Origin of the sequence: Frondihabitans sucicola, from assembly GCF_030296615.1 — a bacterium.
Classification (GTDB): Bacteria; Actinomycetota; Actinomycetes; order Actinomycetales; family Microbacteriaceae; genus Frondihabitans; species Frondihabitans sucicola.
In genome coordinates, this window is the sequence record NZ_AP027732.1 from 2,211,621 (window position 1) to 2,225,391 (window position 13,771).

The following is a 13,771-nucleotide window of genomic DNA, read 5'->3' on the forward strand; positions in this document are numbered from 1 at the left end:
CGGCCCCCGTTCGGGATTTCACCCCCGATCGGGCGCTGCCGGACAACGGCGGCCACTCGATACCGTTCGAGGACCGCACCGGAAAGGCCGTGAATGACGACCCCAAGCCCCAGCGACGACCGCGCGTCGATGCCGCTCCTCGACGACCGCACGACGGGCCGGACCGTGATCGAGGCCTTCTGGGCGACCCAGAACGATCAGGCTCCGCGGGGCAGGATGGCGCGAGTGTTCGGGCGCAGCCCGCTCTCGAACGCCTCCCGTCCGTGGTTCGTCGATGCGCTCGGCGAGATCGAGGTGGCCGAGCGGCTCCGCGCCCTCGGCACCCGGGGCGAGGCCTGGCGCGTGCTCCACTCCGTGCCCATCGGCGCGGGCACGAGCGACATCGACCACGTCGTGATCGGCCCCGCCGGGGTCTTCACGCTCCTGATGCACGGGCGAATGCCCCCGAGCGAGGCCGAGCCCGTGACGAAGCCGAGCTGGCGTCGATCCTGCTCGAATCGGCTCTGGGGAGCCCGGTCCCCGTGAAGCCGCTCGTGGTCGTCGTCGGAGCGGCAGGCGCCCGCGTGCGAGGTCGGGCAGCCGACGTCGAGACGGTGACGGCGGCGCGCGTCGACCGCTACCTCCGGCACCTGCGCCCGGTCTATTCGGTCGAAGAGGTCCGCGAACTCACCCGCGCCGCGCTCAAGCCGCGCACCTGGTATCCGCGAGCGCCGAAGGCTCTGAAGACCCCGGAGGAGCGCGCAGGATCCTCGGCCCTCCCGACCCAGCACGAACTCCGGACGTGGTTCGCGAGGGTGCGCTCCGAGGTCGACGCCGCCCGCCGCGTCCAGTCGTTCTGGGCCGCCGGAGCCGCCGCCGTGCTGGTGGCCGCCGTGCTCGGTGCTCCGGCGCTTGTTCAGGGACTGATCGGCTGACACCAAGGTGTTGCCAGGGGTTTCACCCGACGCATGGGTGAAGATTGCTGGATGCGATTCCGCCCCTGGCTCCTCGTGGTCACCGTCCTCTACCTGTTGTTCGTCGCCTGGATGACGCTGCGTCCCTCCGTGTACGACAGTCAGACCGGTGAGCTCCTCTGGCGCGCCCTCGGCTTCTTCGGGCGGCACTCCTCGACCAGTTGGCTGACCTTCGACGTCGTCGAGTCGATCGCGAACGCCGCGATGTTCGTGCCGCTCGGCTTCTTCCTCGCCCTGTTCTTCCCGAAGCGCCTGTTCCTGGCGGCCGTCGCTCTCTGCGTCCTGCTCTCGCTCGGGATCGAGACCTACCAGGGCACGGTCCTCTCGGCCACCCGCGTCGAAGACTACGGCGACGTGATCCACAACGGCATCGGCGGATTGATCGGGGTGCTCGTCGCCCTCTTCCTCCGGCTCCTCTTCCTGCCGTTCGCGAACGCCGGCCGTCGGCCCGCCCGCTCGACTCGTGCCGAACGGTCTCGGGCTGCTAGCATGGGTAGGTTGCCGTCCAACGGCCGCGGATAAAGAGAGCCCCCACATCAGGTGAGGGGCACCGCGCAACGACAGAGAGGGGATCCAGCTATGGCACTTGCACCCGAAGTGAAGACTGCGATCATCGAAGAGTACGCGACCCACCCGGGCGACACGGGATCCCCCGAAGTCCAGGTTGCTGTCATGACTCAGCGCATCAAAGACCTGACCGAGCACCTCAAAGAGCACAAGCACGACCACCACTCGCGTCGTGGTCTGCTGCTCCTCGTGGGCCAGCGTCGTCGTCTGCTCGGTTACCTTTCCGACGTCGACATCAACCGCTACCGTGCGCTGATCGAGCGTCTCGGTCTGCGCCGCTAGCCTTCGAGCTCAGCGACGTCGCGTCCAGCGTTTCGCATCTTCGAGAACGGCCCCTCCCGCTTCGGGAGGGGCCGTTCTCCTTGTCGGACAGAGCGTCGTCATAGGCGGTTGGGGCAAACTCCATGCGAGGGCGTAGACACGCTCGCAGGAGTAGAACTGACTTTCGACCCGAAGGTGCCCGATCACATGAGCCTGACCGAAGAGAAGCCCGCCAAGGTGAAGGCGACGCCCATGCGGCATCGCGTTCGGGGCAACGTCGTCCTGATCCTCTGCGTCATGTACGCGATCTCCTACATCGATCGCACCAACATCTCGACCGCCCTTCCGAGCATCAAGGCGAGTCTGTCGCTGACCGACACGCAGCTCGGCATCGTCGTAGCCGCGTTCTCCATTCCCTACGCCCTGCTGCAGGTCGTCGGCGGCAACATCGGCGAGCGGTTCGGCGCCCGCAAGGCGCTCTTCGTGATCGCCCTGCTCTGGGGTGTCGCCACGCTCGCCACCGGACTCTCGATCGGTTTCTGGTCGCTGTTCGCCGCGCGGATCCTGCTCGGTCTGACGGAGGCGGCTGCGTTCCCGACGGCGACCTCCGCAATGACGAGGTGGGTGCCTGCCGATCGCAACGGCTTCGTGCAGGGCGTCGTCCACTCCGCGTCGCGGCTGGGCAACGCCGCGGCGCCCCTGATCGTCGCCGCTCTCATCGTCTGGGCGGGCTGGCGCGAGTCGTTCCTCATCCTCGGCGTCGTCAGCATCATCTGGGGGATCATCTGGGTCCTCTACTTCCGCAACCGCCCCGACGAGCACAAGAAGGTCACGCAGGTCGAGCTCGCCGAGATGCCCGACCGTCCGAAAGACGCCGTGCGGCCGCCGGTCCCGTGGAAGCGCCTCATCCCCACGATCCTGCCGGTCGCCTTCGTCGACTTCGGCTACGGCTGGACCCTCTGGGTGTTCCTGACCTGGCTGCCGTCCTTCCTCGGCGACAGCTACGGCCTCCAACTCACGACCTTCGCCGCCTTCACGTCGCTCGTGCTGCTGGGTGGAGTCGTCGGCGACACCGCCGGAGGAATGATCAGCGACGCGTTCTTCCGCCGCACGCGCGACATGCGCACGGCCCGCCGCAACACGCTGATGATCGGCCTGATCGGCTCCGGGGTCTGCCTGGTTCCCGTGTTCCTGTTCCACAGCCTGCCGGTGGCCATCGTGTCGCTGACCCTGTCGTTCTTCTTCCTCGAGCTGTGCAACGCGACGCTCTGGGCGATCCCGATGGATGCCGCCCCCGAGTGGGCGGGCACCGCCAGCGGCATGATGAACACCGGCTTCGGCATCGCCGGCATCTTCTCGCCCATCGTCTTCGGTGCGCTCGTCGACGCGACCGGCTGGCAGTGGCCCTTCGTCGCATCGATCGTGCTGCTGGGCGTGGCCGCGGTGGTCGCCTGGCGGATGAACCCGCAGCGCATCACCTCGACCGACGGCCTGGCGGCGGCGCCGCGGCTGTCGTAGTTCGACTCAGGAGGGCGACTGCTCCGCGAGCATCTCGCGAGTGCGGTTTCGCTGCACCTTGCCAGTCGGCGTGCGCGGCAGGTCGTCGACCACGGTGATGTCGAGCGGCCGCTTGAAGCGCGGCAGCTCGGCTTCGCAGCGCGCCGCGAGGTCGGAGACGAGCGAACGCCGATCGGCGTCGGGCCGAGCAGGATCAGCGAGGTCGAGATCGGCCGGGATCACGTACGCCACGGGCACCGAACCGAGGATCTGATCGGGCCGAGCGACGACGACCGCCTCCCGCACCCGCGGGTCTTCGAGCAGGACGTCTTCGACCTCGGCGGGGTAGACCTTCTCGCCGCCGCGGTTGATGACGTCGTCGGTCCGGCCGGCGAGGTACACCCAGCCGTCGGCGTCGAGATGGCCGAGGTCGCCCGTGCGAAGCCAGCCGTCGGCGTCGAACCGGTCGGCCGCGCGGCCCTGGAAGTAGCTCGTCACGACACCGGGCCCGCGGATCCACAGTTCGCCGATCTCGCCCGTGGGAAGCACCGCGCCCGCGGCGTCGCGCGGCTCGACCTCGTCGCCGACCGGCAGGCCGACCGAGCCGGCTCGCGGCTCTTCGCCGAGCGGCGTCGCCGTGATCTGACTGGCCCCCTCCGTCATGCCGTAGCTGATGATCATGGGGATTCCGGCGAAGGCGGTGCGCACGGCTTCGGGGAGCGCCGAGGAGGCGCTGCGCACGAAGCGGAGCCCCTCGGGCGGTCTGGCGGGGCCGGACTTCGCCAGGACGGCGAGGACGGCCGGCACGGCATTGAGCCAGGTGATGCGGCGCTCGCCGAGCAACTCCCAGAAGCCGGTGCGGTGGAATCCGCGGTCGAGCACGAGGGCGGCGCCGGCGACCAGAGTCGAGAGCAGGCCCACGACCTCGGCGTTCACGTGGAACAGCGGCAGCGAGTTGAAGCCCCGGTCGTCGGCGGTGAGCCCGTTGTGCTCCGCGATGGCTCGAGCAACGTGGAGCAGCTGCGCCTCGGAGAGCTCGACCCCCTTCGGCTGGCCGGTCGAACCCGACGTGAAGAGGATGACCGAGCCGGACGGTTTGGCCGACCCGCTGACCGGGGGAGCCGCGGGATCGTGATCGCTCTCGCCGGCGGGCCCGAACGACACCGAATCTGGCCGGAGGATCGGCACGCTCGACCCACCCGGCTCCTCGCGGTCGCTCACGATCGCCTGCGACGACCCGAGCTCGACGGTACGCAGCGTCTCGGCCCACGTGCCCTGGGGGTTCACCGGGACGCTTCGACGACCGGAAGCCACGACGGCGAGGTGCGCGACCGCGAAGGAGAGCGGGTCGCCGACGTCGAGGACGACGGTGGCGTCGGCGTCGATGCCGCGCTCGTCGAGCGCCGTCGCCCAGGCCAGGGTCTGGTGCTCGAGATCGGAGTAGGTGACGAGGCGCTCGCTGCGCGCGTCTTCGAGGTAGACGGCGGACGGCGCGGAGCCCGACCGGTCGGCGATCAGGCCTGCGAGGGTGTCCATTCGTTCAGAGTAGCCATCGTCACTCTGTATCGTCTCTGTCGATGCGGCCCTGGGGACAACTCGTGCGTTCAGTACCAGTTGTGAGCGACTTCGTGAGCCCAGGCGCCGCACGGCGACGAGTAGACGGCCTTGATGTAGCCGAGGCCCCACGAGATCTGGGTCCGATAGTTCGTCTGCCAGTCGAAGCCGGCGCTCGACATCTTGTTGGCGGGGAGCGCCTGCGGGATGCCGTAGGCCAGACTCGACGGATTGAGAGCCGAGGTGCGCCAGCCGGATTCCTGGTTCCAGAGCAGCACGAGGCACGACATCTGCGACGAGGCCCAGCCGTAGTTGCCGAGGACGCTTCGCGCGTAGGCCTGGGCGCCGGCAGGATCGTCGACCGCTCCCGACCCCAGGGAACCACCCGAGGGCGTCCCCGTCGAACCCTGCGAGGGAGTCGTCGCGGGTGTACTCGGCTGTGACTGCTGCGCGTGGGCTCTCTGATCCGCGAGCACCTGGGCCGCGTGGGCTGCCTTCGCTCTGGCGACCTGAGCCTCGTACGCGGCCTTGGCCGCCTCGCCCTGTCGGTACTGAGCCTCGAGGGTCGCCGACGTGTTGTTCAGCGATGCCAGCTGCGCGTAGAGGGTCTGTTGGTGAGTCGTGGCCGAGCTGACCTCGGCGTCCGCCCTCTGCTGCGCCGACTTGGCCGCGGCCAGGGTCGTCGCGGCCTTGGTCGCGAGGCGGTCTCGCTCCTTCGCGGCGACACCGGCCTGTGCGCTCAGCGACGACACCGACTTGCTGGCCACCGTCGCCTCGTCGAGGACGGTCTGCCACTGCGTGGTCAGCTGCGACAGGGCGCCGAGCTTGTAGAGGGTGCCGCTCGCGTCGCGGCCGGAGAAAAGCTGACCGTCGAGGGACGTGCTGTTGCCGATCCGGTAGAGGTGCGCCGCGAGCTGGCCCGCTTCCTGGTGCGCGAGCGCTGCCTTCTTCTTCTCGGCCGTGACCTGCGCTGCGAGCGCATCGGCCTGTGTCGTGGCCGCCTGGAGCTTGGACTGCGCCTCGGAATTGCTCGCGTCGGCCTTGACGGCGGCATCGCTGCTCGCGGCGGCGGTCTTCTCGAGCCCGTCGAGAGCCGACGTGATCTGCTGCACCTGCGTCTTCGTTGCGGCGGCATTGCCCTTCGCGGCCTGCACCTCGCTCCAGGACGGGTAAGCCGACGCCGACTGGGGCGCCACGAGCACCGTGGTGGCCACGAGTCCGGAGAGAAGCAGGATGCTCGCGGCCGGGAGCACGAGGCGCCTGGACGCGCGCGATCGCGATTCGACGGAGGGCATGGACTCGACTGTAACGCCATCCACACGAGTAACACCAGTAACACGGGTCACATGGCCCGTGTTCCGGGGTGCCGAAACGGGCCGGGTGGTACCATCACCCTGGTTGTCAGTATCGTCCGTCAGGTCGGCTGATCGCCGCACAACCGAATACAGAGCACCTACGGAGCAGGCCGGCACGAAGCTGGTCACCGGTGGTGACGCGCGGAACCCCTCGGGTTCGATCGAATTCTCCCTGATCGAATTCCTCCTGATCGAATTCACTCAGGCCGAGGCGCGGCTCCGATCGTTTCTACTGTTGACCAGGCACACGCCACCGCCCCAGTGCGGTTTCGTCTGCGCGCGTTCGCGCGTGCCCTCGGATCCTGCTTGCTCTCCCGTGTTTTCGCACGACAGGTGCTCTTTGTACGACATCGCTCCTCACAAGGAGGCGCGATGCAAAACAAAGAGGAGAAAACCCCCATATGGAGGGTCCAGAAATCAAGTTCGCCGAAGCCGTCATCGACAATGGCAAGTTCGGCACCAGGACGGTCCGGTTCGAGACCGGCCGTCTCGCGCAGCAGGCTCAGGGAGCCGTCGCCGCGTACCTCGACGAAGAGACCATGCTTCTCTCCGCCACGTCCGCTTCGAAGAACCCGAAAGACAACTTCGACTTCTTCCCGTTGACGGTGGACGTCGAAGAGCGTTCCTACGCCGCCGGCAAGATCCCCGGCTCGTTCTTCCGCCGTGAGGGTCGCCCCTCCACCGAGGCGATCCTGGTCTGCCGACTGATCGACCGGCCCCTGCGCCCGTCCTTCGTCGACGGCCTCCGCAACGAGGTGCAGATCGTCATCACGGTCCTCAGCATCGCGCCCGACGAGTTCTACGACGCTCTGGCCATCAACGCGGCCAGCGCATCGACCCAGATCTCGGGCCTGCCCTTCTCCGGTCCCATCGCCGGTGTGCGCCTCGCGCTCATCAAGGGCCAGTGGGTCGCCTTCCCGAAGGCGTCGCAGCTCGAGGACGCCGTCTTCGACCTGACCGTCGCCGGTCGCGTCGTCACCGACGCTGCGGGTAACGAGGACGTCGCCATCATGATGGTCGAGGCCGAGGCCACCGAGCACGCCTGGGGCCTCATCCAGGGCGGCGACGTCAAGCCCGACGAGGCCATCGTCGCGCAGGGTCTCGAGGCGGCCAAGCCGTTCCTCAAGGTCCTCGTCGAGGCGCAGGCCAAGCTGGCCGCCCAATCCGCCAAAGAGATCGCCGACTACCCCGTCTTCCCGCCGTACACCGACGAGGTCTACTCGGCCGTCGCAGCCATCGCCGAGGAAGACCTCAAGGGCGTCTACCAGATCGCCGCCAAGGTCGAGCGCCAGGACGCCGACGATGCTCTCAAGAGCCGTGTGAAGGCCGCCATCGCCGAGCAGGTCGAGGCCGGCACGCTGCCCGCCACTGCGAACGGCCAGGTCTCCGGCGCCTACAAGTCGGTCACCAAGAAGGTCGTCCGCAGTCGCATCCTGACCGAGCAGATCCGCATGGACGGCCGCGGCCTCGCCGACATCCGCCCGCTCGACGCCGAGGTGCAGGTCATCCCGCGCGTGCACGGCTCCGCCATCTTCCAGCGCGGCGAGACCCAGATCCTGGGTGTGACCACGCTGAACATGCTCAAGATGGAGCAGCAGATCGACTCGCTGAGCCCGATCACGAAGAAGCGCTACCTGCACCACTACAACTTCCCGCCCTACTCCACCGGTGAGACCGGTCGAGTCGGGTCGCCGAAGCGTCGCGAGATCGGGCACGGCTTCCTGGCCGAGCGCGCCCTCGTCCCCGTCCTGCCGTCGCGCGAGGAGTTCCCCTACGCGATCCGCCAGGTCTCCGAGGCGCTGTCCTCCAACGGCTCCACCTCGATGGGCTCCGTCTGCGCCTCGACGCTGTCGCTGCTCAACGCCGGTGTCCCGCTGAGGGCTCCGGTCGCCGGCATCGCGATGGGTCTCGTCTCCGACGAGGTCGACGGCCAGACCCGCTACGCGGCTCTCACCGACATCCTCGGTGCGGAAGACGCGCTGGGCGACATGGACTTCAAGGTCGCCGGCACGAGCGAGTTCGTCACGGCGATCCAGCTCGACACGAAGCTCGACGGCATCCCCTCGGCAGTGCTCGACGCCGCTCTCAAGCAGGCGAAGGAGGCCCGCACGGCCATCCTGAACGTGCTGAACAGCGCCATCGACGCTCCCGACGAGATGGCCCCGACGGCTCCTCGCGTCATCAGTGTCCAGATCCCGCAGGACAAGATCGGCGAGCTGATCGGCCCGAAGGGCAAGACGATCAACGCCATCCAGGACGAGACCGGCGCCGACATCTCCATCGAGGAAGACGGCACCGTGTACATCGGCGCCGTCGACGGTCCGTCGGCCGAGGCTGCGCGCGCGCAGGTCAACGCCATCGCGAACCCGACCAACCCCGAGATCGGCGAGCAGTTCCTGGGCACGGTCGTCAAGATCGCGACCTTCGGTGCCTTCGTCTCGCTCCTCCCGGGCAAGGACGGCCTCCTGCACATCAGCGAGGTCCGCAAGCTCGCCGGTGGCAAGCGCGTCGAGAACGTCGAAGACGTCCTCGGAGTGGGCCAGAAGATCCTGGTCGAGATCACCAAGATCGACGACCGCGGCAAGCTCTCGCTCGCCCCGGTCATCGCCGAGGAGGCCGACACCGATTCGTCCGGTGCCGCCGAGGTGTCGATCGACACGTCGGTCGAGGTCTAGACCTCACCAGCTCGAGCAGAACGCCCGCCCCGACTCCGGTCGCGGCGGGCGTTCCGCGTTCCGTCCCGGCCCGCGGTGGTCGTGCTCAACCCGCCGCTCACCTTCGCCGACCGCCGTCGTCTGCGCACGACGAACGAGATTCCGATCGGCAGAGCGGAGAATTGGCGAAGGGCCGATGCGATCCCCACCGCAACGGCCCTCCTGGTGCCGGATCTCACCGGCAATCGTGACGGCAACGCTCCCCACCACTGAGAACGTCGCCCCGGAACCCTCCCAGGAACCGCACAACCACGACGCTACGGACGCCTCCTGTGCGCTTCGCCTCGTCCCGCCCAGAGCACGCTGAGCGCTCTCGATGAACCACCTGGCAGCCGTGCGGCCCCTCGCCCCCGCAACTGGGGTAACGAATTTGGTAACGAGATGGTGCGTCGCGCTGTTAACACATGAAACGGGACGTAACCTCGTTTTAGACAGTGATCAGGAGGCACCGGGTGACCGAACCGACCATACGCGTCGATTCGACTTCCGTCGTGCAGTCGACACAGCCGCTTGCCCACCAGGCCGCCTCGCACGGTCGCCACAGCGCGCCGCTCACCGGCGCGACGACCCTACCCGTCGACCTCGGCGTGATTCAGCCGCGCCGACGCCTCGGCGTCTCCGACCTCCGCGTGTTCCCGGTGGCCCTCAGCGGAAACGTCTTCGGCTGGACCACCGACGAGGCCCAGACGTTCGACGTCCTCGACACCTACTTCCACGTCGGCGGCAACTTCATCGACACGGCCGACTCCTACACCGGCGGCGACAGCGAGTCGCTGATCGGCCAGTGGATGAGCTCGCGACGCACCCGCGACGACGTCGTGCTGGCGACGAAGGTCGGCAAGAGTACCGACAATCCCGGCCTGACACCGTGGGCCATGGAACGCGCCGTCGAAGCGTCCCTCAAGCGCCTCGGGACCGACCGCATCGACCTGCTGTACCTGCACATCGACGACACCGAGGTCGCCTTCGAGCGCACCCTGCTCGGCGTCGATCGCCTCATCCGCGCGGGCAAAGTCCGCTACTTCGGCGGGTCCGACCACTCCGGCAACCGTCTCTACGAGGCCAGGATCGCGGCGGGCATGCTCGGCGTCGCGCCGATGGTCGCGCTGCAGAACCAGTACAGCCTGGTCCGCCGGGCGGAATACGAGCGCGATCTGGCCAAGGTCGCCGCTCAACAGCACCTCGCCGTCATGCCGCGGTTCGCTCTGGCCAGCGGATTCCTGTCCGGCAAATACCGGACGAAGGCCGACATCAAGGGCTACCGCCGGGGGAGCGAGGTGGCGGGGCTCCTCTCCAAGCGCAACCGAGCGATCCTGGCCGAACTCGACCGGATCGCCTCCTCCACGCCGCACCCGTGGCTGCGGTGTCGCTGGCCTGGCTGCTCGCCAAGCCGAACGTCGTCGCTCCCGTGGCCAGCGCGACCTCGCCGCACCAGGTTGTCGAACTCGCCGAAGCCGCGCGGGTCCAGCTGACGCGCCACGAGGTCGCCGAACTCGACCGCGTCAGCTCGTAGCAGGCGCGTCGACGCGCGCCTCCGAGACGGGGACGCGCAGGATCAGCGGCAGTCGGCGAAGAGCGCGGTCGTCACGCGGGTGAAGGCGGCGACCGCGGCGATCGTGTCGCCGGCGTAGGCGCCGACCATGGCGCCGTCGCGCGCGAGGTAGAACTCGTCGGCGGCGTCGCCGGGCATCGGGTGGCCCGCGTCGCGGAACAGCTCGTCGAGTGTCTCGGTGTACCACTCGCGATGCGCCACGACGACGAGTCGGACAGGGTGCGTCTCGTCGGCGAACTCGGAAGCCGCGTTGATGAACGGGCAGCCGCGGAAGCTGGTCGACTGGATGCCGCGCACGATGGAGTCGGCGACGCCCGTCAGCGTGGCGAGAGGCCCGTCGCTGTCGGCGCGGATGGACTCCAGGATCTCGCGCGCCTGGTCGCGACGGCGACCGATGTAGTCGAGCACGAGATTGTCCTTCGCACCGAAGTGCTTGTAGAACGTGGCCTTCGTCACCGACGACTCGGCGATGAGGCGGTCGACGCCGACGGTGCGGATGCCCTCGTGGTAGAAGAGCCTGTCGGCTGTGACGAGGACCCGCTGCTTCGCGCCGGGGCCCGGCTGGTGCAGCGGGGAGTCAGGGGAACGCTGGACGGCCGATGGGGGAATTCGACCGTCACAGCGTGGCTCCTTGAGGACAATTCGGCTGAAAAAGACCGTCGCCGGGGGAGCGACGGCTGCAGACAACGAACGTCCGACTAGCCGCCGAGCGAGTCAGGCTAGGGGACCGACCCGATCGGTGACACCACTGTAGCACAATAGAGGACAAACAGACGAGTCTGTCTGTCCACATTCGCCGTACCCCAGTTCGGGTGTCATCGATCCCGTAGGCTCGTTGGCGATGAACGGACCAGTCCTCTTACCCTCGACTCGGTCGAGCTGACCTTCCGAGCATCCGGTGACGAACTCGTCAGGCGAAGCATTCTGCCGACCGGCGTCCGGGTCCTCTCCGAGCGGATGCCGGGTGCCCGGAGCGCGACCGTCGGTTTCTGGGTGGCGGTCGGCTCCCGCGACGAAACCGAGGGCGAGCGCGGATCCACCCACTTCCTCGAGCACCTGCTGTTCAAGGGCACCGAGACGCGCAGCGCGTTCGACATCTCGGTCGCCTTCGAGAGCGTCGGCGGCGAGCACAACGCCGCCACCGCCAAGGAATACACCTGCTACTACGCCAAGGTCCGCGACGTCGACCTCGACATGGCGGTCGACGTCCTGGCCGACATGGTGATCTCGTCGACGATCGACGAGGCCGAGTTCGAGATCGAGCGCGGCGTGATCCTGGACGAACTCGCCATGGCCGACGACGATGCCGCCGACATCGGCAGCGAGCGCCTGTTCGAGTCCGTGTTCGGCGACCATCCCCTGGGGCTCTCGATCGGCGGCTCGCCCGACAGCATCCGCGCCGCGAAGCGCGACGACGTGGTCCGGCACTACCGGGCCAACTACCGGCCGCAAGACCTCGTCGTCACGGTCGCCGGCGCCGTCGACCACGACGAACTGGTGGGCAGGATCGAGAGGGCCCTGACGCGAGCGGGCTGGCCCGAGACCCCCGGCACGCCGGTTCCGCGCCGGGCCACCTCGGCCTCGTCCTTCGAGCAGGGCGCTCCCGTCCTGGTCCTGCCTCGCCCGCTCGAACAGGTCACCGTCCTGCTCGGCGTGCCCGGGCTCGCTCTGACCGACCCGCGCCGGCCCACTTTGAGCGTCCTCAACGCCGTGCTCGGGGGCGGGATGTCGTCGCGCCTCTTCCAGGAGATCCGCGAGAAGCGGGGGTTGGCGTACTCCGTGTACTCCTTCACGCCCAGCTACTCGGACGGAGGCGTGTTCGGCCTCTACGCCGGTTGCGCGCCGCGAAACGCTCGCGACGTCTCCGATCTGATGCTCGACGAATTCGACCGGCTCGCCCGCGACGGCATCACCGACGAGGAGCTCGCCCGGTCGCTCGGGATGCTCGGCGGAGCCGCCGCGCTGGCCCTCGAAGACAGCGACACCCGGATGAACCGCCTCGGGCGAGCCGAGATCTCGACCGGCGAGTTCGTCGACCTCGACGAGTCGCTGTCGCGTCTCGGCGCGGTCACGGCAGACGACGTGCAGAGCCTCGCCGCCGAGTTGCGCGCGGGCGTACTGTCCACGGTGGTCGTCGGCGACGTGGATCCTGCGCTCTTCGATCCGACCGATGTCCGGCCCGCGGCAACGACGCCCCTGGCCCTGTAGTGAATCAGGAGGCGACAGTGTCGCACTACCTCTATCTCGTCCGGCACGGTGAGCAGCAAGACGCCGAGTACGGCCTTCCCGACGGCCCGCTGTCCGAACGCGGAAAGCGGCAGGCGCGTGCCATCGCCCAGCGCCTCGGCGGGGTGCCGTTCGACGCCGCGTGGCACTCGCCCCTCGAACGCGCCTCCGAAACCGCGACGATCATGACCGAGATGATGCCGGCGCTCACGCCCGAGCCGTCGACGCTGCTGTTCGACTGCATCCCGTCCGGTCCGACGCCGGACATGCCGCACGCGTACAAGCCGTTCTTCGGAGGGGTCACCGAAGAAGAGATCGAGGCGGGCGAAGCGCAGATGTCCGACGCCGTCGCCGAGTGGCTGACTCCGGCCAGAGAAGACCGGCACGACCTGCTCATCACGCACAACTTCGTGATCGGCTGGTTCGTGCGCGAGGTCTTCGGCGCGCCGTCCTGGCGCTGGATGGGCGTCAACCAGGCGAACTGCGGGCTCACGATCATTCGGGTGCGCAGCGCCAAGCCACCGGAGCTGGTCACGCACAACGACCTCGGGCACCTCCCCGTCGAACTTCGTACGGGGCTGCCGGTCGAGCAACCGCTCTAGACGTCGCTCGACTTCAGGGTCTTCCCGAACCAGTGGGTCGCGTTGGGGTTGTCGTTGTACGGCTCGACCGCGACGTAGCCGGTCGAGCGATAGAGGCTTCCGGCCGCCGTCAGGCTGGCGTTCGTGTCGAGGACGGCCTCGTCGGCGCCGAACCGCACGGCCCGGCGTTCGAGCTCGGCCAGGAGCGCCTTGCCGAGCCCGTGGCCGCGCCCCTCCGGAGAGACGTAGAGGTGCTTGACCTCGTACCGCGTCGTGCCGGCCGGACCGCTCGGGATCCTGCGAATGCCGCCGCAGGCGACGGCCTCGGCTCCGTCGACGTCGACCACCAGGAAGACGCCGCGCGGGGCGATGAACGCCGCGGGGTCGGGAAAGGTCGTCCTGTAGCCGGCAGGATCGGGGAAGGTCGCGGTCCGTTCGGCGAAATACGCCTCGAGAAGCGCATGCGCTGCGGGGTCGTCGACAGGGATCTCACGAAAAGGTGCCACGAGAA

Annotated in this window: 14 protein-coding genes and 1 pseudogene; 11 read left to right on the forward strand and 4 right to left on the reverse strand. The window is 68.4% G+C overall.

What is annotated here, in order from left to right:
• Positions 1–93 precede the first annotated feature (93 nt).
• The 5 genes from QUE79_RS11430 to QUE79_RS11450 all read left to right on the forward strand — a co-directional run bounded on the left by QUE79_RS11430 (position 94) and on the right by QUE79_RS11450 (position 3,299).
• Positions 94–525, forward strand: a complete 432-nt coding sequence (locus QUE79_RS11430; protein ID WP_286343238.1) for a nuclease-related domain-containing protein — start codon at positions 94–96, stop codon at positions 523–525.
• Positions 522–914: a hypothetical protein gene (locus QUE79_RS11435; protein WP_286343239.1), complete on the forward strand. Its 393-nt coding sequence runs from the start codon at positions 522–524 to the stop codon at positions 912–914. The genes QUE79_RS11430 and QUE79_RS11435 overlap by 4 nt, the downstream gene beginning before the upstream one ends.
• A gap of 51 nt (positions 915–965) precedes the next feature.
• Positions 966–1,475 (forward strand): VanZ family protein, encoded by a 510-nt coding sequence (locus QUE79_RS11440; protein WP_286343240.1) that lies wholly within the window; start codon positions 966–968, stop codon positions 1,473–1,475.
• Between the two features lie 57 nt (positions 1,476–1,532).
• Positions 1,533–1,802: a 30S ribosomal protein S15 gene (rpsO, locus tag QUE79_RS11445; protein ID WP_286343241.1), complete on the forward strand. Its 270-nt coding sequence runs from the start codon at positions 1,533–1,535 to the stop codon at positions 1,800–1,802.
• Positions 1,803–1,988: 186 nt separating this feature from the next.
• Positions 1,989–3,299, forward strand: coding sequence for an MFS transporter (locus QUE79_RS11450; RefSeq protein ID WP_286343242.1), 1,311 nt, complete (start codon positions 1,989–1,991; stop codon positions 3,297–3,299).
• Between the two features lie 6 nt (positions 3,300–3,305).
• On the opposite strand, the gene QUE79_RS11455 is transcribed toward QUE79_RS11450, so the two are convergent.
• Together QUE79_RS11455 and QUE79_RS11460 are read right to left on the reverse strand one after the other, a co-directional pair.
• A complete protein-coding gene (locus QUE79_RS11455; protein WP_286343243.1) occupies positions 3,306–4,814 on the reverse strand; it encodes a class I adenylate-forming enzyme family protein in 1,509 nt (502 codons plus the stop codon).
• Between the two features lie 68 nt (positions 4,815–4,882).
• Positions 4,883–6,127 carry a coiled-coil domain-containing protein gene (locus tag QUE79_RS11460; RefSeq protein WP_286343244.1) on the reverse strand — a complete coding sequence of 415 codons (1,245 nt, stop codon included), beginning with the start codon at positions 6,125–6,127 and terminating at the stop codon, positions 4,883–4,885.
• Positions 6,128–6,588: 461 nt separating this feature from the next.
• Here QUE79_RS11460 and QUE79_RS11465 point away from each other — a divergent pair, with 461 nt between their 5' ends.
• The 4 genes and pseudogenes from QUE79_RS11465 to QUE79_RS11480 all read left to right on the forward strand — a co-directional run bounded on the left by QUE79_RS11465 (position 6,589) and on the right by QUE79_RS11480 (position 10,414).
• Complete coding sequence (locus tag QUE79_RS11465) at positions 6,589–8,862, forward strand: polyribonucleotide nucleotidyltransferase (RefSeq protein ID WP_286343245.1); 2,274 nt, start codon at positions 6,589–6,591, stop codon at positions 8,860–8,862.
• A 75-nt stretch (positions 8,863–8,937) separates the two neighbouring features.
• A complete protein-coding gene (locus QUE79_RS11470) occupies positions 8,938–9,114 on the forward strand; it encodes a hypothetical protein (RefSeq protein WP_286343246.1) in 177 nt (58 codons plus the stop codon).
• 425 nt (positions 9,115–9,539) lie between these two features.
• Positions 9,540–10,181: pseudogene (locus QUE79_RS11475) on the forward strand (aldo/keto reductase); the annotation flags it as partial.
• Between the two features lie 83 nt (positions 10,182–10,264).
• Entirely contained in the window at positions 10,265–10,414 is a 150-nt protein-coding gene (locus tag QUE79_RS11480) for an aldo/keto reductase (protein ID WP_491018478.1), read from the forward strand.
• A gap of 42 nt (positions 10,415–10,456) precedes the next feature.
• Here the strand turns inward: QUE79_RS11480 and QUE79_RS11485 are convergent, their stop codons facing one another.
• Complete coding sequence (locus tag QUE79_RS11485) at positions 10,457–11,140, reverse strand: TetR/AcrR family transcriptional regulator (RefSeq protein WP_286343248.1); 684 nt, start codon at positions 11,138–11,140, stop codon at positions 10,457–10,459.
• Positions 11,141–11,410: 270 nt separating this feature from the next.
• On the opposite strand from QUE79_RS11485, the gene QUE79_RS11490 reads away from it, so the two are divergent.
• Positions 11,411–12,661: a M16 family metallopeptidase gene (locus tag QUE79_RS11490; protein WP_286343249.1), complete on the forward strand. Its 1,251-nt coding sequence runs from the start codon at positions 11,411–11,413 to the stop codon at positions 12,659–12,661.
• A 17-nt stretch (positions 12,662–12,678) separates the two neighbouring features.
• Positions 12,679–13,281 carry a histidine phosphatase family protein gene (locus QUE79_RS11495; protein ID WP_286343250.1) on the forward strand — a complete coding sequence of 201 codons (603 nt, stop codon included), beginning with the start codon at positions 12,679–12,681 and terminating at the stop codon, positions 13,279–13,281.
• On the opposite strand, the gene QUE79_RS11500 is transcribed toward QUE79_RS11495, so the two are convergent.
• Positions 13,278–13,766: a GNAT family N-acetyltransferase gene (locus QUE79_RS11500; RefSeq protein ID WP_286343251.1), complete on the reverse strand. Its 489-nt coding sequence runs from the start codon at positions 13,764–13,766 to the stop codon at positions 13,278–13,280. The two genes, QUE79_RS11495 and QUE79_RS11500, sit on opposite strands and share 4 nt — an antisense overlap.
• Between the last annotated feature and the right edge of the window lie 5 nt (positions 13,767–13,771).

Coding starts and splice junctions, on each gene's coding strand:
- QUE79_RS11440 (WP_286343240.1), top strand. CDS start 966: ATGCGATTCCGCCCCTGGCTCCTCGTGGTCACCGTCCTCTACCTGTTG.
- QUE79_RS11430 (WP_286343238.1), top strand. CDS start 94: ATGACGACCCCAAGCCCCAGCGACGACCGCGCGTCGATGCCGCTCCTC.
- QUE79_RS11490 (WP_286343249.1), top strand. CDS start 11,411: ATGCCGGGTGCCCGGAGCGCGACCGTCGGTTTCTGGGTGGCGGTCGGC.
- QUE79_RS11450 (WP_286343242.1), top strand. CDS start 1,989: ATGAGCCTGACCGAAGAGAAGCCCGCCAAGGTGAAGGCGACGCCCATG.
- QUE79_RS11460 (WP_286343244.1), bottom strand. CDS start 6,127: ATGCCCTCCGTCGAATCGCGATCGCGCGCGTCCAGGCGCCTCGTGCTC.
- QUE79_RS11455 (WP_286343243.1), bottom strand. CDS start 4,814: ATGGACACCCTCGCAGGCCTGATCGCCGACCGGTCGGGCTCCGCGCCG.
- QUE79_RS11465 (WP_286343245.1), top strand. CDS start 6,589: ATGGAGGGTCCAGAAATCAAGTTCGCCGAAGCCGTCATCGACAATGGC.
- rpsO (WP_286343241.1), top strand. CDS start 1,533: ATGGCACTTGCACCCGAAGTGAAGACTGCGATCATCGAAGAGTACGCG.